Annotated in this window: 17 protein-coding genes; 4 read left to right on the forward strand and 13 right to left on the reverse strand. The window is 47.9% G+C overall.

The annotated features are described in order from the left end of the window. Window positions 1-39: 39 nt before the first annotated feature. The 12 genes from N836_RS57905 to N836_RS75360 form a co-directional block, all read right to left on the reverse strand. Window positions 40-1134, reverse strand: coding sequence for an ABC transporter substrate-binding protein (locus N836_RS57905; RefSeq protein WP_081716913.1), 1095 nt, complete (start codon window positions 1132-1134; stop codon window positions 40-42). A gap of 113 nt (window positions 1135-1247) precedes the next feature. Beyond that, on the reverse strand, window positions 1248-3776 hold the full coding sequence (locus N836_RS57910) for a TonB-dependent siderophore receptor (RefSeq protein WP_023073997.1): 2529 nt from the start codon (window positions 3774-3776) through the stop codon (window positions 1248-1250). 164 nt (window positions 3777-3940) lie between these two features. Beyond that, a complete protein-coding gene (locus N836_RS57915; RefSeq protein WP_023073998.1) occupies window positions 3941-4915 on the reverse strand; it encodes a helix-turn-helix transcriptional regulator in 975 nt (324 codons plus the stop codon). Window positions 4916-5233: 318 nt separating this feature from the next. Beyond that, window positions 5234-6241 (reverse strand): ABC transporter substrate-binding protein, encoded by a 1008-nt coding sequence (locus N836_RS57920; RefSeq protein WP_023073999.1) that lies wholly within the window; start codon window positions 6239-6241, stop codon window positions 5234-5236. Continuing rightward, the gene (locus N836_RS57925; protein WP_023074000.1) at window positions 6229-8706 is read right to left on the reverse strand and encodes a TonB-dependent siderophore receptor; all 2478 of its coding nucleotides are present in this window, start codon (window positions 8704-8706) and stop codon (window positions 6229-6231) included. The genes N836_RS57920 and N836_RS57925 overlap by 13 nt, the downstream gene beginning before the upstream one ends. A 130-nt stretch (window positions 8707-8836) precedes the next feature. Then, window positions 8837-9424, reverse strand: coding sequence for a Uma2 family endonuclease (locus tag N836_RS57930; RefSeq protein WP_200867440.1), 588 nt, complete (start codon window positions 9422-9424; stop codon window positions 8837-8839). A 48-nt stretch (window positions 9425-9472) separates the two neighbouring features. Beyond that, window positions 9473-10459, reverse strand: coding sequence for a helix-turn-helix transcriptional regulator (locus N836_RS57935; RefSeq protein ID WP_031293257.1), 987 nt, complete (start codon window positions 10457-10459; stop codon window positions 9473-9475). 359 nt (window positions 10460-10818) lie between these two features. Further along, window positions 10819-11256: an HIT family protein gene (locus N836_RS57940; RefSeq protein ID WP_023074004.1), complete on the reverse strand. Its 438-nt coding sequence runs from the start codon at window positions 11254-11256 to the stop codon at window positions 10819-10821. A 113-nt stretch (window positions 11257-11369) separates the two neighbouring features. After that, entirely contained in the window at window positions 11370-12173 is an 804-nt protein-coding gene (locus tag N836_RS57945; RefSeq protein WP_023074005.1) for an ABC transporter ATP-binding protein, read from the reverse strand. Continuing rightward, entirely contained in the window at window positions 12170-13225 is a 1056-nt protein-coding gene (locus N836_RS57950; RefSeq protein WP_023074006.1) for a FecCD family ABC transporter permease, read from the reverse strand. Before N836_RS57950 ends, N836_RS57945 begins: the two co-directional genes overlap by 4 nt. A gap of 4 nt (window positions 13226-13229) precedes the next feature. Continuing rightward, window positions 13230-14255, reverse strand: coding sequence for a FecCD family ABC transporter permease (locus N836_RS57955; RefSeq protein ID WP_031293258.1), 1026 nt, complete (start codon window positions 14253-14255; stop codon window positions 13230-13232). A 20-nt stretch (window positions 14256-14275) separates the two neighbouring features. Then, window positions 14276-15763, reverse strand: a complete 1488-nt coding sequence (locus N836_RS75360) for an energy transducer TonB (protein WP_023074008.1) — start codon at window positions 15761-15763, stop codon at window positions 14276-14278. 395 nt (window positions 15764-16158) lie between these two features. Here N836_RS75360 and N836_RS57965 point away from each other — a divergent pair, with 395 nt between their 5' ends. The 4 genes from N836_RS57965 to N836_RS57980 all read left to right on the forward strand — a co-directional run bounded on the left by N836_RS57965 (window position 16159) and on the right by N836_RS57980 (window position 19516). Continuing rightward, window positions 16159-16809, forward strand: coding sequence for a MotA/TolQ/ExbB proton channel family protein (locus N836_RS57965; RefSeq protein WP_023074009.1), 651 nt, complete (start codon window positions 16159-16161; stop codon window positions 16807-16809). Next, window positions 16796-17221 (forward strand): ExbD/TolR family protein, encoded by a 426-nt coding sequence (locus N836_RS57970; RefSeq protein WP_023074010.1) that lies wholly within the window; start codon window positions 16796-16798, stop codon window positions 17219-17221. The genes N836_RS57965 and N836_RS57970 overlap by 14 nt, the downstream gene beginning before the upstream one ends. A gap of 104 nt (window positions 17222-17325) precedes the next feature. Beyond that, window positions 17326-18120: a RecB family exonuclease gene (locus N836_RS57975; protein WP_036053838.1), complete on the forward strand. Its 795-nt coding sequence runs from the start codon at window positions 17326-17328 to the stop codon at window positions 18118-18120. Window positions 18121-18466: 346 nt separating this feature from the next. Continuing rightward, the gene (locus N836_RS57980; protein ID WP_268744315.1) at window positions 18467-19516 is read left to right on the forward strand and encodes an endonuclease/exonuclease/phosphatase family protein; all 1050 of its coding nucleotides are present in this window, start codon (window positions 18467-18469) and stop codon (window positions 19514-19516) included. Window positions 19517-19603: 87 nt separating this feature from the next. On the opposite strand, the gene N836_RS57985 is transcribed toward N836_RS57980, so the two are convergent. After that, entirely contained in the window at window positions 19604-21280 is a 1677-nt protein-coding gene (locus N836_RS57985) for a GumC family protein (protein ID WP_152532194.1), read from the reverse strand. Window positions 21281-21303: the final 23 nt, after the last annotated feature.

A 21303-nucleotide genomic window follows, 5' to 3' on the forward strand; every position in this document is an offset into this window, starting at 1 on the left:
CTAGAAGCCTGAGGTTGGTAGGTGACAATGTGGAAAATGTTAGATATCGGGTGAAGGGCTATCGATAAGATATTTGTAGAGGTCATCAAGTACGGCATTGGCAGCAAGCACATTTGAGCCTGTCCATACGTAGTTATCTACTAGATAAGCCTGGCCCTTTTGAACGGATCTCAGCTGATTCCATAGAGGCCTTTGCTGTAGCTCTCTAAAGGTTGCTTCGCGATCTTCTGCAAAAGCCAAGAAAAACAAAACATCACCGTCTACAGTCTGCTCTAGACTCTCTTCAGAAAGGTTATAGATTGCACCATAAGGTGCATCCACCTTTTGCGCTTCTGGTTGATCCAGGCCTAAGTCGCTCAAAATAGAGCCTGAAAATGAGTTCTGAGTATAAGCAAACATATCGGGACCAGCCATCCCCGCAACGGAAATTGTCTGGTTTTGATAGCGATCGCCCAGAGATGCTTTCAGGTCTTCAATTCGCTGAGAGTATTTATCAAGAGCTTGCTGCGCCTGATCTTCCTTTCCAAACAATTCAGCGACCAGAGCAAACCCTTTTTTCCAGTCAATAACTATATCTTCGAGTTGAAACAGTACTGTAGGCGCAATTTGAGAGAGTTGGGAATAGATATTTTCAGAGTCTTCTAAAGCTAAAATCAAATCTGGTTCAAGGGATACAATCTTCTCTATATTCGCTTGGTTTTCTACACCTGTAAGTTCAATACCCTCCGTTGCATCGCCCATATAAGTTTGTGTATCCAGATAATCCCCTTCTGTCTGTTGAAGATAACGAACATTACTACCCACAGGTTTAACATCAACTGCAAGCGTGTGACCTAACATGTGGTGCACTATGGTAACAACTCGCTGGGGAGCATCAGGCACGCAGCTCTCACCCATCACATGTTTTATGACTCGACAATTATTTGAGAGTGGCTCCGGCTTAGACATTTTACTTTGGTTGACAACCCTGCCGTTGCAGGCAGCAATAATTGCGACCGTAAGTAAGAGTAATAACAATCGATTAGCTCTCTTTATTTGCCACTGCATAAGCCTTTCGACAACAAAGCAAATTTGGCTACGATAGCTAGCTAGTTTTCTAAACAATGGTCTGAAGTTACTGCTTTGTTTCCTCATCTGAAAACCTCGTTATAAAACTTGGTAGTCACTCAGGAGCAAAATTTTGGAAATCTGAGATCCTAATGAACCTCTCTCCTTACCCCTGAAGCACTACTTGATTTTTTTGAATGTTAAAACTCCCATGAAATTGAAGCTTGTACTGTGAGTGGCTCACCTGGATAAACAAAATCTCCAAAACTGCTAAACCCATCGAAGTAGTCAATATCAAACAGATTTCTGAGATTAATAGCCGCGCGGAAGCGATCTTTGTTGTAGAAAATGGCAGCATCCGTCCGTAGGTAATCCGGAATTTGGAAGCTGTTGTTTAAGTTGCCTTGTCGCTCGCCTACAAAAAATAATCCCAAACCAGCCCCTAATCCTTCTAAATCGCCTGACTGGATTTCATAGGTGGTCCATAGATTAAAGGCATGTTCGGGGACGCCTGCTAATTGGTTGCCTGCGGGTATTACATTATCTTCAGTAACTTCAGCATCGGTGTAGGAATAGCCCGCAATAATGTTCCATCCAGGCAAAATTTCGCCCTGAGTACTCAGCTCAATGCCTCGACTACGCTGTTCTCCTGTTTGGATAAGAAAGCCTATGTTATTTAGATCAGGGGTTGACACATTAGAAAGTATTAGGTCGTATAAGGCAAGCGTCGCTGAAAGTCGATCTGTCACGTCTGCTTTCAGTCCGATTTCGTACTGGGTGCCGCGCTGGGGATCAAATACGCCACCCCCGAAGGCCGTACCGATCACCGGGGTAAATGAGCGACTGTAGCTGGCATACAGGGAGATGGGCTCAATCGGTTGATAAACAATACCGACACGGGGGCTAAAGGCTTCTCCAGAAACATTGTTACTATCGGCTAGAAACCTAAAATCTTGGTCAAAGATGTCCAGTCGTCCGCCCAGCAACAATTTGAGATTATCTGCTAAAGTCACCTGGTCTTGAATATAAAGACCAAGCACCTCTGTTAGCTGATCGCCATCAAACTCAAATACGGAAGGTCCTGCTACATTCTCATACACAGGGTTAAATATATCCAGGGGGGTAAATATAGTGCTCAATCGCTCAAATTCGAGATAAGAGCGGCTCAGGTCAATGCCTGCAAGTAAATTATGCTCAATGGAGCCAGTTGAAAACTTACCCGTTGAAAAGGTTGACACGTCATAGTCGTCAAAATCGACGTTATTATCAATGGCTTGTCGGTTAAGGGTGCGATTATCTGCCGCTAGAACTTCTTCAGTAAGAATATAAAAATCATTACCAGGTCTACCTCTTTGAAATCTGGCTGAAAAGGCATTTTGTAAGGACCAGTTATCACTAAATTCGTGCTCGAATCGATACCCTATTCTGCCAATAGTGTTGTTAAAAACGCTGTCAGGTTCTCCGGTAAAACGATCGCGCGGAATTTCACCGTTAGGGTTTGGCAGTACAGTACCTACTGCAGGTAAACCTCCATACGTGATGCTGCTCTCGTCTGTATATTCACCTTCTACTGTTAAGCGAGTGCGATCGCTAATCTCCCAACGCACAACAGGTGCGATGGTAAAGGTGTCGCTTTCAAAAAAATCGATAAAGCTGCCGGCATCTCGATATCCTACATTAAGCCTATAAAGCAATGTGCCAGGCTCGTTTAGCGGGCCAGACAAATCAACCGCACCTTGATAAAAGTCATTGCTCCCAACTGTCGCATCAACAGCATAAAAGGGCTCACTCAGGGGTTGTTTTGTGACGATATTAATCGTTCCACCCGGGTTAGCATTTCCGTACAGCACTGAGGCAGGCCCCAGGAGAACTTCGATACTTTCGATATTGGGTGCAAAGTCTAATAAGACATCCCCGCCTTCTCTTAGCCCATTTCTAAGCAAGCTTCCACCGCTGCGAGCAGAGGTATTAAAGCCTCTGATATTAAAGAAGGCACCTATAGTAGAAACCTCTGATCCAATGGCTGTAGTTACACTACTTACGTTTTCCAATGCATCGTTCAAGCTGGTAACGTTTTGGTCGCGTAATACTTCTTGTGGCACCACCTGAATCGACTGGGGAATATCCCGTAAGGGCGTGTCTGTTCTTGTCGCCGTACTCGTACCCAACGGGTTATATCCTTCGTTCTCTTCCCCGGTTACCACCAGTCTCAGTGGCTCATCTGTTTCACCTATCTGAGCGATTCCTGGCATTACGCTTAGCGTCAGCCCTGCTGCATCTGTTTTCACATCTGCTGTAGGGGCCGCATCGGTCCCAGTAATCACAACCTGAACTCGATTGTCTGATAGGGCGGAAACCTGTACGAAGGCAATTTCTTCAACGGGTTCAAACTGCTCAAAGTCTTCCCCAGTCAGTACTGCATTGGTAATTTCAATAATTAGCGCATTGCTAGATACAGACGTTGTCGGTGTCGATAGCTCTCCGTTCGCTGTTTCCAATATCACATTTAGGCCAGTGTCTGCCTCTTCTAGCCGCACGTTGGTGATTTGTACGAGTGGCGTCTGGGTTAAGGCTTGAGAAGGGGAGAGAGATTTCTTGGATGCTCCATTGAGATACTCATCCATCAACTCATCAACTCCACCTTCTGCCTGTGCAGGGAGTGCCCAACCGCCTGCCACAGTCAATACCCAAGCCAGCTGCAGCGAAACCAAACCAGACCACAAGCGCATACCTATTCCTCACACAAATGCTAATCGTTCTTGATTGCAATAGAGAAAGTTTAGGAAACCCTTGTGGGCTGGTCTATACAGTAAACGGCTTTTTATGATCCCAAAACGGACTTTTTTAGGTAGTGGTACGAAAGTAAGAATTATTTGCCCGATTATCTGTGACGTTAGCTAGTATGCTTACCTGCTAAACATTGCTTCGGCGTGATGCCGAACTGTCGCTTAAAGGCAGCGGCAAAGTGCCCCAAATGGCCATAACCTACTATGCGGGCCACCTCAGTTACGGTCCCCTGGCCTTCTTGTAGTAGCCGTTTTGCTCGCTGCATCCGCTGCTGGGTTAAATAGCCGATTACGGTTGTGCCATAGAGTTCTTTAAAGCCCCGACGCAGGGTGCGATCGCTAATCCCAATCTGTTGAGCCAGTTCCAATAGCGAGGGCGGATTCTCTAGCTGCTGGGTCAGAATCTCCTGGGCATAGTGGATGCGGTCAATGGTGTCAGGCTTAAGACCCGAGGCTGAAGTCTTGGGCTGCTCGGTCAGCAAATCCAAGTGCAGCGCTAGCAGCTCAAAGACCTTGGCCTGCAGATATAGCTGCTTGGCCGCTCCTCGATAGGGGACGTGCAGCATTTGGTGAATTAGCGATCGCACCTGAGCGGTCACCCTCGGATAAAACGACATCTTCCATTCGTCTGTCTTAAACAGCTGCTGAATCTGCCTGCACTGTCGCTGTTGGTCATTTAAAACCAGTGAGTTCAGCATCTCTGGCTGAATCGCAATATCGACACAGCTAACCCGCTGACCAGCGCGGTAGGTTTCCACATAGCCAGGAGAAATGCCACTACCGGAGAAATAACCAAGGGTATTCCCAAATGCAGGGTGGATATTGCAGCTCAAGGTTCCCGATGGCAGGATACAAATCTGAATCGGATGGTCGTGGGCAGACACGTTAACCTGGAAATCTTGATGGTACTGACAGTCCAAAAAGCTTAACTCTATCCCTGCTACCATTGTGATTCTGCGAATGTACCCCTGCCCTAGTGACGTTGATATGCCGTTCAAGGTCTCAAACTCGTCAATGACCATAGGTACAGCTTTTTGGTTATACATGTCCTGCCAGTCGGAGTCATTCAAAGTGAGGGGCATGGCAGATCTAGTGGCAGTTAATGAGAAACAGTTGCAATAAATTTACCATAGCGGTTCTTGGCTGACTAGGTTTGAGGCTGGCCCTCACCCTAAATCCCTTTCGATACGGTATAAATTAAACGCACCAATGGCATAGGCTTGTTTTTGGGCGGCTTCTAAAAGTTCTTTAGTAGGTGTCAACATAATGGGGAACGGGGTAGATGTCATTCCACGGGCCATTATGCCTTAAGCTTTGCATCGGTTATAGTGGAGTTGGTTGGAGTGCGATCGCTCATATAATGCCTCATTAATGTGCATCGATTGTGAATAGGCATAAAGCTAAGGCATGTTCACGAGGTATTCAAACAAGTCGTCAATGATAGCATCAGCAGCCAATGGTGTTCGTGCTCTCCACACAGTAGGATCAACATAATGTACACGATTTTGTTGAACTGCGTTGAGTTTTTTCCAGAGCGGCGTTTGCTGAATTCGATTTAAATCGTGCTCACCAATTTCGTTACCACCATAGGCTGCAACAAACATCACATCACCATCTGCCATCTCCAAAGCCTCTTCAGAGATGGTGACGTAGCCCTGTGGATTATAGCGCTGTGATTCTGGACGTTGGAGTCCGACATCGCTGAAAATAGAACCTATAAAAGAATTTTCTACCTCGCTATTGATGCCTCCACAGCAAAAGATGACAAAAGAAACCGTTTTGCTTTGATAGCGATTGCCCAGTGCTAGTTTTAGTTGCTCGATACGCTGCTCATAATGCTGCCATACTTGCTTTGCAGCATCTTTCTGCCCGCTCATATCTGCAACAAAGTTAAAGTATTCTTTCCAGTTGTCTTGGTTTTTATTATTCTCATGCCAGTCATACAAAACGGTTGGAGAGATGTTAGAAAGCTGTGTGTAAATTGACTCATAGTTACGCTTCCAACCAATCATTAGGTCAGGTTTAAGCAGGGCGATCCTCTCTATGCTAGGTTGCCCCACTTTTCCTATTGGTTGAATTTCCCTTACTTCATTCTTTAGGTAGTTAGGAAACTGGTCATCGTACTCCGTCACGCTCCCTATCGGCGTAACGCCGAGGGAAATCATATTTCCTAAGGCAGCTGGATTAAGCGCAACAAGATTTTGAGGGTTCTGAGGAATACATAGTTCTCCAAATCCATGTTGTACGACTCGACATTGATCAGTCGGTAAGGTCTGAGTCTCCGCGTTTTGATTCGTCTTTTGCTGACAAGCTGATATCAGTCCAAAGGTAATGACAGTGAGGAATAGCCAATGCACCAAGCGACGCAGAAAAATCCTCATGCGATTCTCATATTTCAAAATTGCCATGAGAGGCTTGCTTCAACTGTGAATGGATCACCTACGGTGACACGACTTGTACCTCGAGCGGATACAAAATAGTCGATGTCGAAGAGGTTTCTAAAATTGAGGCCAGCTCGAAAGCGATCTCGTTCATAAAAAACACTAGCATCTGTCTGCAGATAGCTAGGAATTTCAAAGGAATTGGCTAGATCACCAGGGCGGTCGCCTACAAAAAACAGCCCTAATCCAAAGCCCAATCCCTCTAAATCTCCTTGCTGAATTTGGTAGGTCGTCCACAAATTGAAAGCATTCTCAGGTACATTGGCAATACCATTATCTTCCTCAAAGGTATTATCTTCTGTAATCTCTGCATCTGTATAAGCATAGCCTGCCAGAATGTTCCACCCTGGTAAAATTTCACCTGCAACATTCAACTCGATCCCCCGACTTCGTTGCTCTCCCGTTTGAATCGAAAAACTCGGGTTGACTAAATCTGCTGTTTCTACATTGGTACGAGTTAAGTCATAAAAGACTAAGTTCGCTGAAAGTCGGTCAATAATATCGGCTTTTAACCCAAGTTCATACTGCGTGCCTCGCTCTGGCTGAAATAGATCGCCATTAAATGAGCGACCAGTGACAGGCTGAAATGAGCGAGTGTAGCTACCATACAGCGAGATTTCTGGAATTGGTTGATAGACGATACCAACGCGGGGACTAAAGACTTCATCCTGCTGATCGGTTTCTGTCGATGTGATTCGATCTTCTTGCTCCTGATAAGCAATATCAAATCGCCCGCCCAGTAAAAGCTTTAGATTGTCAGTCAGTGTAATCTGATCTTGAACATAAAGCCCTAAATTATCCGTTCTAGATCGATCGTCAAAACGGAATGTTACGTCCCCGAAAGGCCGACCGTAGACTGGGGAAAACAGGTCGAGTGGGTCGGCTTCGCGAATAAAACCTACCGTTTCTGCATCTCGTCTAAAGAGATTTACACCCGCTACCAGCTGATGTTGAATCGGTCCGGTTGCAAATTCTCCTACCACGTAAGTATCCAGGTTGTAAATTAAGTCTTCAAAGTTAGCATCTTGAACTCCCCGATTAAGGGTACGGCCATCGTCTTCTAAAGAAGTACTAAACACACCTACTCGCGAAATGCCATACGCAGTAAATCGAAAGGCGTTGCGAAGCTGCCAATTATCGCTAAAGCGATGTTGCAAATCATATCCAACTCGGAACGATTCATACTGTCCCGTATCGGATGGCTCACTGATATAGCGATCTCGGGGAATATCACCATTGGGATTGGGTAAAACCGTTCCGATAGCTGGAATTCCCTGCTCAAATGGTTCTGTAATTTGGGAGTATTCTGTTTCAAAGGTAATGTTGGTGTTATCGCTAATCTGCCAGGACAGGACAGGCGCGAGAACATAGCGTTGACTGTCAAAAAAGTCGATAAAACTTTCTGTGGTTTGAGCTGCTGCATTAAACCGATACAAGACAGTGCCGCTATTGTTAAGTGGACCTGACAAATCCAGGGCTCCTCTGTAGAAGTCAAAACTACCCGCCGCTGCTGTTACGGAATAGAAGGGTTCACTTAGTGGCTGTTTAGTGACTAGATTGACAATGCCTCCTGTCGAACCTTGCCCATAAAGCACAGAAGCCGGTCCTCTTAAAACCTCAATGCGTTCAGTAGTGGCAGGATCAAAAATCGGAGTATTGCTTAAATTGTCCTCTAGGCCATTTATCAAGTAATTAGCACCAAAACCTCGGATGAGTGTTGATTCAAAGCCACCTAGTCTTGGAGATACGTCCCCTCTATTTACGCCTGGTGCATTTCTCAGTGCATCATTTAGGCGAGTGACTTGCTGATCTTCTAAGATTTGCTGCGGTATCACCTGAATTGATTGAGGAATATCCCTTAGCGGCGTATCCGTCCGTGTTGCCGTACTTGCACTCGACGGGTTATACCCTTCATCTTCCTCCCCGGTCACCACAATTCTTAACGGCTCATTGGTCTCACCCGCCTGGGAAATCCCTGGCACCACGCTTAGTGTCAGCCCTGCCGCATCTATACTCACGTCCGCCACTGGCACTGCATCGATCCCGGTAATCACCACCTGCACCCGGTCCCCCGATAGTGCCGACACCTGCACCATGGCAATTCCCGCAGCAGGTTCAAACTGCTCGATTTCGTCTCCAAGCAGCACCGCATTTTCAATCTCAACGATAAGCGCATCGCCAGATACCGCTGTGGTCGGTGCCGACAGTTCACCCTCTGCTATATCTAGCACCACCTGCAGACCAGGATCGGTCTCTTCTAGCCGCACATCGGTAATCTGTGTCGGTGATGCTTGGGCGAGTTCCAGAACAGCCCCATATATTGCTGTATCTACCAGGCTATTTTCCTGCGCCCACGTAGGCAGCGCTAGCCCGCTAACTAAACCACCCGACAAAAGCGCCATCAGCGCCAGCTTTATCGAACCTTGTTCCATAGTCAAAACCTCACCCAAACACCACTGTTGCCAATCAGTCTTGATTGCAGTGAAGGTAGTGTAAGGAAATGGCCCTAGGTGAATCTACTCAGATCCGGTCTTTGATCCGAATCCGGACCAGGTTAGGGACTTATTTCTGGCCAAATTCTAAAATCTGAACAACGCTGAGGTTAAATTCTGAAACGATAGTGGATTTTATCGGGGTATCACCTGCATAAACTGTGTCTTCATATTGGCCATTAACCCACAGGCAAACGGTTATCTGCTGTGTTTCCGGGTCGATAATCCAATATTCCTCAATGCCCCGTGCAGCATATTCGGTGCGTTTGTGGCGATAGTCACGGTCTCGATTTTCCTGGCCAGGGGAAACTACCTCAATCACCAGAGCCGGTGGCGGCATATCTCGCAGCAGGATAGCTCGCTTGGCTCCCACCAATGCTGCATGGGATTCCTCAGAATGTACCATCAGATCAGGTAGTCGAGATTTAGCGCGTCTACCGGCGACTTCAATTTCTGTATCTTTATAAGCCAGCATTTCCATTGAAAAGTGCTTGAGTAATTCCAGAAGTAGAAACCTGGCAATCAAGGCATTCATCTGGCTTTCAACGGGCATTTCCACTAGTTCTCCATTGACTAGCTCGTAGCGAGTATCAGTGCCTTCATCATGGGCTAAGTACTCGTCCATGGTCATTACCCGAGGTGCAACAGCTGGCGTCATAGTCAGAAACCTCCGGATTAAGCGGCCTGTCGTTAGTGTAGCAAACCCTTAATTGACTCCTTTACAGCCCATGGTGCACTGTTTTGGGGTAATGCCAAACCGGCGCTTAAAGGTAGCGGCAAAGTGCCCCTGATTACTATAGCCACAGCAGTGGACCACCTCGGTAACACTCAGAGACGTATCGCGCAGCAGTCTCTCTGCATGTAAAAGTCGCTGTTCGATCAGGTAGCCTAAAACGGTGGTGCCAAAGAGCTGTTTAAAGCCTCGCCGCAGGGTGCGATCGCTAACGCCCACCTGACGCGCCAACGTGGTTTGATCCGTGGGAGATTCGAGGTGCGATCGCAAAATTGCCGCCGCTTGCTGCACCCGCGCCACGGTCTCCGGCTTAAGCGCCCGGTTTTGATGAATCGGGGCCGTGAGCCCTGATAGCTGTAGTGCCATCAATTCAAAGACTTTCCCCTGGAGATAAAGTCGTTTGGTCACTCCAGAAAAGGGGCAGTTAATGATTTGCTGTACCACCGTCCGCATATCTCCGGTAGTGGTGGGTGAAAAGACTTGCTGTGGTCGATCATTCCCTGGAACCAGGGTCTCAATCGTCGACTGCAGTTCACTGTCTGAAGTGCCAAAAAACTGTGCCAGCAAATGAGGCTGCATATGGACATTCACACCCAACTGATGTTGCCCTCCCGGCAAAAACGTTCGCACTGGGCTCTGGATACCGCTACCGCCCACGTAACCCCAGTTGGCATCTTGATAAAGAAAGTCACCGCTATCAGCAACGCCGGACAAATACACCATAAACTGCACCGGATGCTGATTTTCAGGAATGTAAATAGCAACATCCTGGTAAGTGCGGTCAACTATGCACAGCTCTACACCAGGCTGTAAGGCAATACACCGGTTGTATCCCTTTCCTAGCTGTGGCGGTACTTTGTAAATCGTCTCAAGGCCATCGACAGAGGTAATTGGTTTGAACTGCTGCTCAGCTTCTGTCCATAAAACGTCATATGCGTTTCGACTGAGTTCGAGGACCATAGGAAAAAAAGGGCTTTTAGTCATCCTAATAGGAAAAGCTCTCAATAGTGATATCTCCCGCTTTATTTCTAACCAGCCAGCCCTCTACAACCAGCTTCCACATTGTTGCCATCAGGGTCGATCAGATAGGCCGCATAATAGAATGCATCACGCTTACCAGGTGCGCCATTATCCTTAACCCCAGCATTTAACCCCGCACTGTAGAACTAGTCAACAGCACACAAACCAGCTAGAACCACCAGGCGTAGAATTGTCCTCAATTAACGTGATGCCTAAGGGTTCTAAACAACAGATATAAAATTGCCTGCTTTGCTCCAGATCAGCGGTTACAAATCCAATATGGTCAAACATAGAAAGTCTCACTCTTGAAGCATCAAACGTAGAGATTTTGCCGTTGCACTCAGCTCTGAGTCTGGCACTCGTGGTCTATCTTGAAAGGTAATATCCTGCTCCACAATATATTGCTTTGAGTTGATATCAGTTGCTTCCACTATGGGAACAACATGGGCATGAACATGGGGGATGTCTCCGCCCGTGAACAAAAACGCCACCCGTTTTACCTCAAATAGGTTGCTCAAGATTGGTGCCAGCTGCTGCCCAACACTGACAATTTCAGTCAAGGTCTCCAGCGGTACTGTGTCGTAATAATCAAAGTGCTCACGGGGGATAATTTGCACATGCCCGGTTCGAATAGGTCGAATATCCAAAAATGCTAGAACATCGGGGGATTCATACACCATATGGGCAGGCAGGTGTCCAGCTGCAATCAGACAGAATAAGCAAGTCTTATTGGCCATAAAAAATCTTTTCAACAGCGAATTGGGTCGACCATCCTAGACACGAGATGGCGTTGGAATTAAATCCAGACTGATCGTGCTGATTGTGAAAGTCTGTCTGCAGGGCCTGTATCTCACACAACTCCTAATACCTTGCGTCCCATAGGAATACAGAGAGGGGTGCCTGCTACCGGGTCATCAACAATGCGACATTCGAGGCCAAATACATCGCGTACTAAGGATTCGGTCATCACATTGCGGGGTACACCCTGGGCACAGACGTCTCCTGCTTTCATGGCAATGACATGGTCGCCGTAGCGACAGGCTTGATTCAGCTCATGGAGCACCATCACAATCGTGCGTCCTTCTTTTTGGTTGAGGTCGTAGAGCAGGTCTAAAACCTCAATTTGGTGGGCCAAGTCGAGAAAGGTGGTGGGTTCATCCAGTAACAAAATCTGAGTATTCTGAGCCAGGATCATGGCAATCCAGGCTCGCTGGCGCTGACCACCGGAAAGACTGTCTACAGGTCGTTCGGCAAACTCCTGAAGTTCTGTAATGGATAGGGCCGCTTCGACTTCTTTTTCGTCTTCCTCACTCCATTGTTGTAGCCAGCTTTGATAGGGATAGCGCCCTTGGGCAACTAGCTCTCGCACGGTCAGCCCTTCTGGTGCAGTAGGCCCTTGAGGCAACAACCCTAGCTGTTTGGCCACGGCTTTGGTGGGCAGCTTAAAAATGGGGGTGCTATCTAAATAAACAATGCCGTGACTGGGTTTGAGCAATCGCCCCAATCCTTTGAGCAGGGTAGATTTACCACAGCCGTTTGGCCCGACGAGAACTGTAATTTTGCCTGCGGGAATAGCTAGGTCCAGACCCTCAATAATGGGCTTGCCGTCATAGGCCAGGGTAAGTTTGCGGGTAGTGAGAGCTGGGTCTGTCATTTGCGATCGCGAATTAGTAAATACAAAAAGTAAGGCGCACCAATCACAGCGGTGATGATGCCGCAAGGGAGTTCAATGGGTGCAAACAACAATCGACCAATCAGGTCGGCTACTACTACCACCATGCCCCCAGTTAGAGCTGCCGTTGGCAACAGCCCTTCATGGGAAGGCCCCACCAGCTGACGGGCAATGTGGGGAGCCATCAAACCCACAAAGGCAATACTCCCTGCTGTGGCTACAGCTGCACCCGCCAGGGCTACCGCACTGAGTAACAACCAGCCCCGCTGCCATTCAAGCCGACTACCCAAACTACGGGCCACATCGTCACCCATTTGTAGGGCATTCAGTTCTCGGCTGAGCAACAGCGATAACAAGCCAAAAACAACTAGCCAGGGGGTAAAGGCCAACACCTGCGCCCAGCTGCGCCCGTAAACGCTACCGGCTAACCACACCAGTGCCTGACTAACGTCATAAATGTTGCCAAAGGTAATCATCAAACTGGTTAAAGCACCGGCTACCAAACTAAAGCCAACACCGACCAGAATCAGTCTGACAGGTGAACTACCGCCGTTCCAGGCTAGCAGGTAGATTAAGACAGCAACGGTTAAAGCGCCGAGAAATGCCGCTAGCGGCAGCAATGCTATGGGTGCTCCCGGAAACGCAACAATGAGACTCACGGCGGCTAAAGAGGCTCCGGCATTCACACCGATAATGCCAGGAGCCGCTAGCGGGTTGCGGGTGATGCCCTGGGTGAGAGTTCCCGCCATGGCTAGGGCCATACCGACACCCCAGGCTACGAGTGCTCTGGGCAAGCGCAGCGTGTTGACGATAAAAGCATAGTCTGGATTATTTGTGGGCAATCCTAAAATTGTGCGGATCACATCCAGCGGCGGTACCGGATATTCTCCTTGACTAACGCTCCACACCATGGCGAATAGAGTGACCACCAGCAATCCCAACAAAATTTTGGGGACGCGTCGATCCAGCCGGGCTGACAGAAACCCAGTTCGGACAATCAGCCACTGAAAATGGGACCGCTCTGTTTTTTGCATAGTGCTACCGCCTCACCTGAGAGCGTGTGAGATAAATGAAGAAGGGGGCTCCCAGCAGTGGCATGACAATACCCACCGGTAGCTCTTGAGGTTGAATAATGAGTCGAGCCCCAATATCTGCTAAGAGCAACAAAATTGCGCCACACAGGGCAGAATAGGGCAAAATCCAACGGTAGTCGGCCCCTGTCCAAAAGCGGGCAATGTGCGGGACAATCAGGCCAATAAAACCAATCGGACCTGCGATCGCAACCGACCCACCGGCCAACAAAACAACACTGATAGCAGCCAGTACCTTGATCCAGACTGTCTTTTGACCCAATCCCTTAGCGACCGAATCCCCTAAGCTTAATGTGGTCAGCTGTTTTCCTAAGGCTAACCCTAAAACCAGACCCACTAAAAGATAGGGCATGACTTGAACAACCAGTTCCATATCCCGACCAGCCACTGACCCCGCTAACCAAAAGCGAATCTCTTCTAAAGTGCGCTGGCTGAGAATTAGAATCCCCGTTGTTAGGGAAGAGACTAATGCGGTTAACGCTGCCCCAGCAATGGTGAGATTAAGTGGAGTCAGCCCACCCCGACCTAGAGAACCTAACCCGTACACGGTTACAGCTGCAATGGCTGCCCCAACCAGAGCAAACCCGGCATATACACCCAGCGATGCCGCATTAAACCAAAACACAGCAATAACGACTGCCAGGGCTGCTCCAGCATTGATGCCTAAAATACCAGGATCGGCCAGGGGATTTCGCGTTAGCCCCTGCATGATCGCTCCCGCTACTGCCACCGCTGACCCCACTAGTAGAGCTGTTATTGATCGCGGTAATCGCACAGTGCGAATAATCAAATGTTCTGTCGAACCATCCGGAGATACCAGGGCCTGATAGACATCCGTTGGGGCAATGTCAGCCACACCCAGCCCAATGCTGGCCAGCAGACAGGCGAGTAAGAGCCAGACTCCCAAGACATACCCTGCCGTTAGTAATGTAGTTCGCGATTGAACAAGCACGTGATTTTTAATTTTTTCCATAGGTACTAGCTTTTGGTTGTTCATTCGCTAGTAGGAGCGGCAGGGGCCGGTTGGGGATTGCTGGGTGGTGCTGGCTGCGGCGCTGGTTGCGGTCTAGGTTGCGGCGCTGGTTGCGGTCTTGGCTGTGGGGTTGGTGGCGGCGCTGGTTGCGGTCTTGGCTGTGGGGTTGGTTGCGGTGTTGGTTGCGGTGTTGGTTGGGGCGTAGGTTGCGGTGCTGGTTGCGGCGTTGGCTGCGGTGCTGGTTGAGTGGGAGGGGGGGGGCTAGGTTGAGAACCTGAAGGTTGTGGAGCGGTGGGGGGCTCGGCTTCAGAGGGGGTAGGCCCATCCTCAACCGGAGGACTGACAGGTGTCTCCGATGTCGGTGCTGGTTCCGGCGCAGCGTTGCTATCGCTGGAATTCTCGGGTGAGCTAGCTGGCTGATTGTTGTCACCAGTATTGTCGCTCTCAGGCTCTTCCTCTGGACTGGGTGAGCTAGGCGGTACTGTTTCCGATGATGGGTTTTCTGTTGGCGTCTCTGGCTGACTGGTTACGGGTGCGGGTTCTTCCACTGGAGCGGGTGGTTCTTCCACCGAGAGGCGCTCGCGGCGGCGGCGGGCGGCCCGATTCCGCTCAGACCCTTCAATGGAAAAGTCCACTTCCATGGTGCGAGCCCGTCCTTGTCCCCCGGAGGTAAATCGTGACTGTCGAACGGCGTCTAAAGCTGCCTGGTCCAACGCTGAACTACCGCTAGATTGAACAACACGAGCATTAATGACATTACCGGCTGCATCTACCTCAAATTCAATCGCGGGTTGGCCCTCAACTTCATCATCTAATGCGGCTTCGGGATAATCTGGTCTGACGCAATCACGACAGCCAAATTGACCACCTCCCCGACTGGACCCGGTGCCTGGACCTGCGGCTGCTTGAGTGCCAGCAGCGGGGGCGTCGCCAGTGCCTGAACCTGAGGTCTCACCGTCACCGTCACCGTCACCGTCACCGTCTCCACTGCCGATCGATCCCCCATCACCTTCACCATCGAGACTGCCATTAGGACTACCTGTAGGGATTGAAATACTAGGGCCAGCTGCTGCTGCAACTCTGGTGGGGGCGGCGGCAGGGGCGGCAGGTTCGGGGGCGGGAGCTTCCTGGCTATCATTGGTTTCAGACACCTCAGCAGGCTCCTCCGGTGTTTCCGGCTCCTCTGGTGTTTCCGGCTCCTCCGGCTCTTCTAATGCTCTGGGCTCTTCCGGCTCTTCTGGCCTTTCAGCCCTGGGTGGTGGGGCTGCCGGTTCCTCTGGCCTTTCTGGCTCTGGCTCTGGCTCTATTGGAGTTTCAGATTCAGTGGGAGCCGTGACAATCAGTTCAATCCGCTCAGGTTCATCCCTTAATGGAATCGGATTAAGGGCTAGTAGGGGAACTAGCGCCACATGTAATCCAGATGCGCAAACTAATCCCCAACAGAGCCACCTGCGAGTGATGGCTTCTTCCTGCGCGTGCTGATCGATACAAGATTTGGAAAGCGCCATACCAGATGTAAAAGCTATTGCGAGTCCTTGATGAAAGCAGTAAATAGAAGCTATTGCTAGCCTCTATCAACTAAGGCTGAGCACGAATTGTATCAGTCTAGCTCCATTGATAGAAAAAAGAAATAAGCCAATCCGTATAATTACGGCGTCAGAGAGCTAGGATGAAGTTGCTCCAAGGCCTTTGTTATAAAGCTTGTCCAATCATTTAGGTCCAGTAAGCTGATTACGTATAGTTGGTGCCTATGTATATTACAATGGGCTGCCATATGACATTCACTGTCATTAATGATGGTGCTCAGACGCATTATCTGTGTCGTTTTGATCATGTCCCTAACCAAACGACAATAAAGTCAATGGTGATGGTTGTTTAATCGGTGAGGTAGTAACAGGTTTTTATGTCTTTTACTGAGATTTTTCAGGCCGGTGGAATTGTCATGTGGCCACTGACCATATTTTCACTAATTGCGATCGCGCTCTCCGTTGAACGGCTAATTTTCTGGGTACGTGTAAATCGCAGTCAGCGAAAAGTCGTCAAGAAAATTTTGGCAACTTACCGGCGTCAACCGATGGACGTCTTTGCTATCTTGCGACAAAATATCCACCTGCCCATATCGCGCATTTTTCTGGAGGCTCTGGAACTGGAGAAAGCCTCTCCAAACCAGTTTCGTTTAGCTTTAGAAAGTGCAACTCAAGCAGAGTTGCCCATGCTTAAACGCTTTAACACCGTTTTTCAAACAATTATCACAGTCTCACCGCTGCTGGGGCTGTTGGGGACCATTTTGGGACTGATCCGCTCATTTGATGCCATTGAGATTAGTGGCATTGGCTCCAATGCAGAAATGGTCACTGGCGGTATTAGTGAAGCATTGGTGTCAACAGCAACGGGGATGGTTGTGGCAATTTTCACGTTACTTTTCGCTAATTTATTTCGTGGTCTTTACAAACGACAGATTGCTCTTTTACAAGAACATGGTGGTCAGCTTGAGCTCCTGTACGAAGATCACTACGCTAATAAGGTAGGAACTCCCGAATATGCGAATTCTTGATAACGAACAAGACGACGAGTTTGAGATTAATATCTTGCCGATGATTGATGTAATTTTTGCAATTCTTGCATTTTTCATCATTTCGACGCTTTTCCTGACCCGTACAGAAGGGCTGCCCGTCAACTTACCTAAAACCGACACCTCTGAACCGCAAGATCCTGCTGACTTTACCGTCACAATTGAGCCCGATGGTAGTCTTTTCCTTGATGAGTTATCTGTTACAGAAGATACGCTCCGTGAGCGAATTGTTGCTCAGCTTGAACCTGAACAAGAGGCATTGATCACGATCAAAGCAGATGAGCAGACTTATCATGGGCAAGTTATTACAGTCATGGACGAATTACGCACCATTGATAGCGCCAGCTTAGGTATTGCCACTGTGCCCAAACCAGATTCCTCTGAATCAGAGTGAGGTTTCTAGTATCACTCTGCATTGAACTCGTAACCATCTCCACGCTTATGACAACTTGATAAAGCTCTGTGCCATCGCTGAATGAGAGCAGTAAAATGCTGGCTATGGCATACCTACTCTCAGCAACTAAGCTCAAGTCCTATGCCCAGTGTCCCAGGGCATATTATTTTCGTTATGAGTACGGTTTGAAACAGCCGTCAATGTTTGGTGCAGCTGTTTTGGGGACGGCATTGCATGGTGCCCTGGCACAGCTGTATCAGGATTGGCATTATCAAGAGCCATTGCCGTCTGAGGAGTGGCTACGCTATTGCTGGGAAAATCAGATTGGTGCCTTGACTGCGGCCCAGGTAGAAGAGGGCTGGCAGATTCTTTGGCGGTATTTTGAAACTGAGATTGTGCCGTTGGGTGTGATGCAGCGTCCGCTGGCGACGGAGGGCAGAATTCAGGGTTTAACCCAAGTGAATGGCCTGGAGTTTAGGCTAACTGGACGGTATGACCGATTGGATAGTTTGGAGGATGGCCTGGAGCTGATTGATTATAAGTCAGCGAAGAATCCGAAATTACCTGAGGCTGAAACGGTGGACTTGCAGCTGGGGTTATATAGTTTGGCCTTGGAGCAGCGTTATGGAAAGTTGCTGCGACGGATGAGTTTACTATTCCTGCGAACGGGAGAGCGGGTGACCTATGAGGTGACCTATGAACATCGGCGGCAGGTAGAGTCTGTGATTGGTGGGTTGGCGTTGAGCTTGCGGGAAGAGGAAGCATGGCAGCCCAGATGTGGGGAGCAATGTGGGCAGTGTGCCTATGGGAAGTATTGTTCGGCAGTGGAAGATGACCCGGAGCCGTTGCCGGAAGTAAGACAAAAGACGCGGAAGTTGCAGTTGTGTTTTAGTTTCTAGGGGATTGGTAGGATTGGGGTGCGATACTCCACTGGAGCGACTGTGCGATCGCAACTGTACGATGACCAAAGTCACGAACTTATCCAATACAGACCAAAGGCGACTATTCAAAAAAATTGACAGAAGTCATCAAATCAACTGTAGCTAAGTTTTTAATAGAAGTTAACTAATATGCTGCATAATTCCTTTCGTGTACTCGTAAGTAGCGGCAAGAGCAATTTCAGCATACAAATCTGTTGGATAAAATCTTGGTAGTGAGAACAACTGATCGAGAAGCTCTACTCTAAAGAATAGGTTATGCACCTAGTTATCCCATACTCTGACCAGTAAAGAATGAGGTGATATTGTGCGAGTCATCAGCTGGAATATTGAGCACATGAACTCTTGGTTTGTTCCAAATAATGCGCCAAATTCACCTGCTCTAAGAGCAAGTTTTCCTGGCAGAGGGTTCGGTGGAGGACAAATTGATGACGTCCCAGCATTGGCACAACGAGTAGCAAATGTCTTGTCCAGACTAGATCCGGATGTAATTTGTATCCAAGAAGGAGCCGGTGAGGAAGAGGTAGCGCTCTTTCTAAACCAGTTTCTACCTATTGCTAATGGAAGGACTTGGTCAGTTTTTGGAGGGGCAGGAGGTGCGCAGAAGCTGATAGTCGCCGCTCGTACTGATCGTGATGTTACCTCGATTGCTATTGCCACCGACAATACCGAGATGACTACTAAGTTAGATGAGGCCTATGAAGCAGACACTGATGGGGATGCAGTACTTGAAACCGACACACGTTTTGCTCGCGTACCTCTAGTCATTGATTTAGTCGCACACGAACAGAATATCCGACTCATCAACTGCCACCTTAAGAGCAAGTTCGTGCGTAATGGAGAAGACCTATTTAATGGTACACAAGCAGAGAAGCTTGAGTTTTTTAGAGCAGCCCTAGTGAATCGTCGCCGGATTAGTGCTGAAGCATTTCGGATTCGCACTTACTTAGATGAGATTTTTGATGGCAGCCCTGATCGACTTATCTTATTAGCTGGTGATCTCAATGATGGTCCTGGGTTTGAATTTTTTGAGCGCCGATATCTGACACACAGTGTAGTAGATCTTGTATTTGGCTCCGTATTGCTACCAGAGGGACAATTGGCACATCCGCTCATTCACCCAGGGCAGCCGCTTCCAGCAAGTGCATTCTTTGATGATTTTGTAGAAGGAATTCAGAATAAGCCTCTTCTACTTGATCATATTGGTCTATCGCCAGAGTTATCGAAGTGGCTCGATAGCGCAAGGGTTGCTGATGCTGAATTTGATGTTGAAGTCCGACTTGGAGCACAACAGGAACGTGAAAAACTACCATCAGATCACAGACCAATACTGGCTGTACTTACTCCACCAACTTAGAGAGAGAGTAGTAAAATACTTTTATCTTGTTGAGCAGTCAGTTAGCTTTAAAAAAATAAACTAATAGTATTTAAGGTCACTCAATGTCTACATAGAATGGATCGCTACTATACCTAAAATGTTAATTCCGCATTGCTTCAATTCACGAATTAATTGTTGAAACAGTCTTTGTTTGACTGCTCTAATCCTAACGACCAGTATTAAGCCCTCCAACTGACTAGAAATTAGTCGTGCCGCCGCCGAACTTTGTATAGGTGGGGTATCAATCACCAGCGCATCATGCTGTGTTTGAAGTTTTTCTAAAAGCGGTTGGAGAGAGTTGGCTGAAAATAAGTCTATAGGATTTTTGATAGGTCTCCCCGCGAGCAACAGGGAGAGATGATCAGTGAGTTCAATCGTTGATGCTGGAGAAATCATGTCAGCGTTGACCAGCAGATCGGCTAACTTACTTCCGTCATGGTCTAATGGCCCAGTCTGAACAGAATCACTTAGATTAGCATCTATCAAGAGCACACGTTGGCTTGATCGAGAGAAGGCTAGTGTCAGGTGCTGTGTAACCGACAACGTTGAAGTGTTATCGGCAGAACTAATTGCTAAGGTGCTGAGGTGCCTGTCAGGGTACAGTAGTTTAAGATTGGTTTCTAATAACCTAAAAGAATCTAGCAGGTCATGTGAACTGTGAAACTTAGCAGACGAATAGAGTTCTTCTTGTGATTTAAATGAATCAAGGGGATATCTTATGCTTAACAGAACAGGTATATCTACGTCGTTTTCAAGCTCTTCAACTGAACGATACGTTTCGTCAAACTGATCGGCTATTAACACTGTTCCTGAGCCAATAAGGATGCCTGCAAATAATCCTAAAGCAAGTGTGCGAGGTACTGATGATACGGGCTGATCAGGTTCTTCTACATCAGAGATGATCTCCCATGGCGGCACTTTTTTCGCAAGCTCAAGTTGTAAATCCTCTCTGGCAGAAAGCAATCGATTTAAACTATCGGTTGAAATCTGTAGATCGCGTTGTAGGTCTGTATACTGGTTATCTAAATAGGCTAACATCTGGATATCTTTGTTAATCTCTTGTATAACCTGCGTTAATTCTTCCTTCTGCTGTGTCAGTGCTGTTAGATCGTTTTCAGCTTGCAACAATTCAAGGACATTATCTAGCTGAACAATATCGCCTGGATGTTTAATATCTTCATCAAGGCTAGAAAGAGCAGCGAGTCCTAGCCGTGCTTGCTCTTGGTCCTCGGACTTTAAACTATTTAGCAGCAGCAAATATAGAGACACTCCATTTGCTGCTGCTAGGTTCTCATCAACCTGTAAGCGCTCGGTTAGTTCATTTAACAGCGCTTCTGAAGAACGGATGGAAAGATCGACGGTCCGCATTTCACTCGTTGACTCGCCAAGCTGTTGGCTCAGCTGCTGACTGAGTTGTTGTGGCTCGTAAAAGTTGTGGCTTTGCCGAAAATCCTCTAATTTTTCCTGTAACTGTTCAACTCGCGCTTGCACAATTGGGAGTTGTTCTTCTACTAAGGCAGTTGCCTGATCGATGCTACGCAGACTAGTTTTTCTTGCATAGAGTATGTAAGCCTCTGCCAAGGATTCTAGGACCTGCTCAACTTTTTCAGAACTCGTCGCTTGAAAACTAATCTCCATAATTTCACTACGGGGTAGATGTTTTATCGTAAGTTGCTTCTGTAGTGTTTTATAGTCTTCATTAGGAAAAAATCGCTGAATTTTGGGCAGGGCCGGTGCAATCACCTCATAGCTCTCAAGTAGCTCAA

Source organism: Leptolyngbya sp. Heron Island J, from assembly GCF_000482245.1.
Lineage (GTDB): Bacteria > Cyanobacteriota > Cyanobacteriia > Phormidesmidales > Phormidesmidaceae > Leptothoe.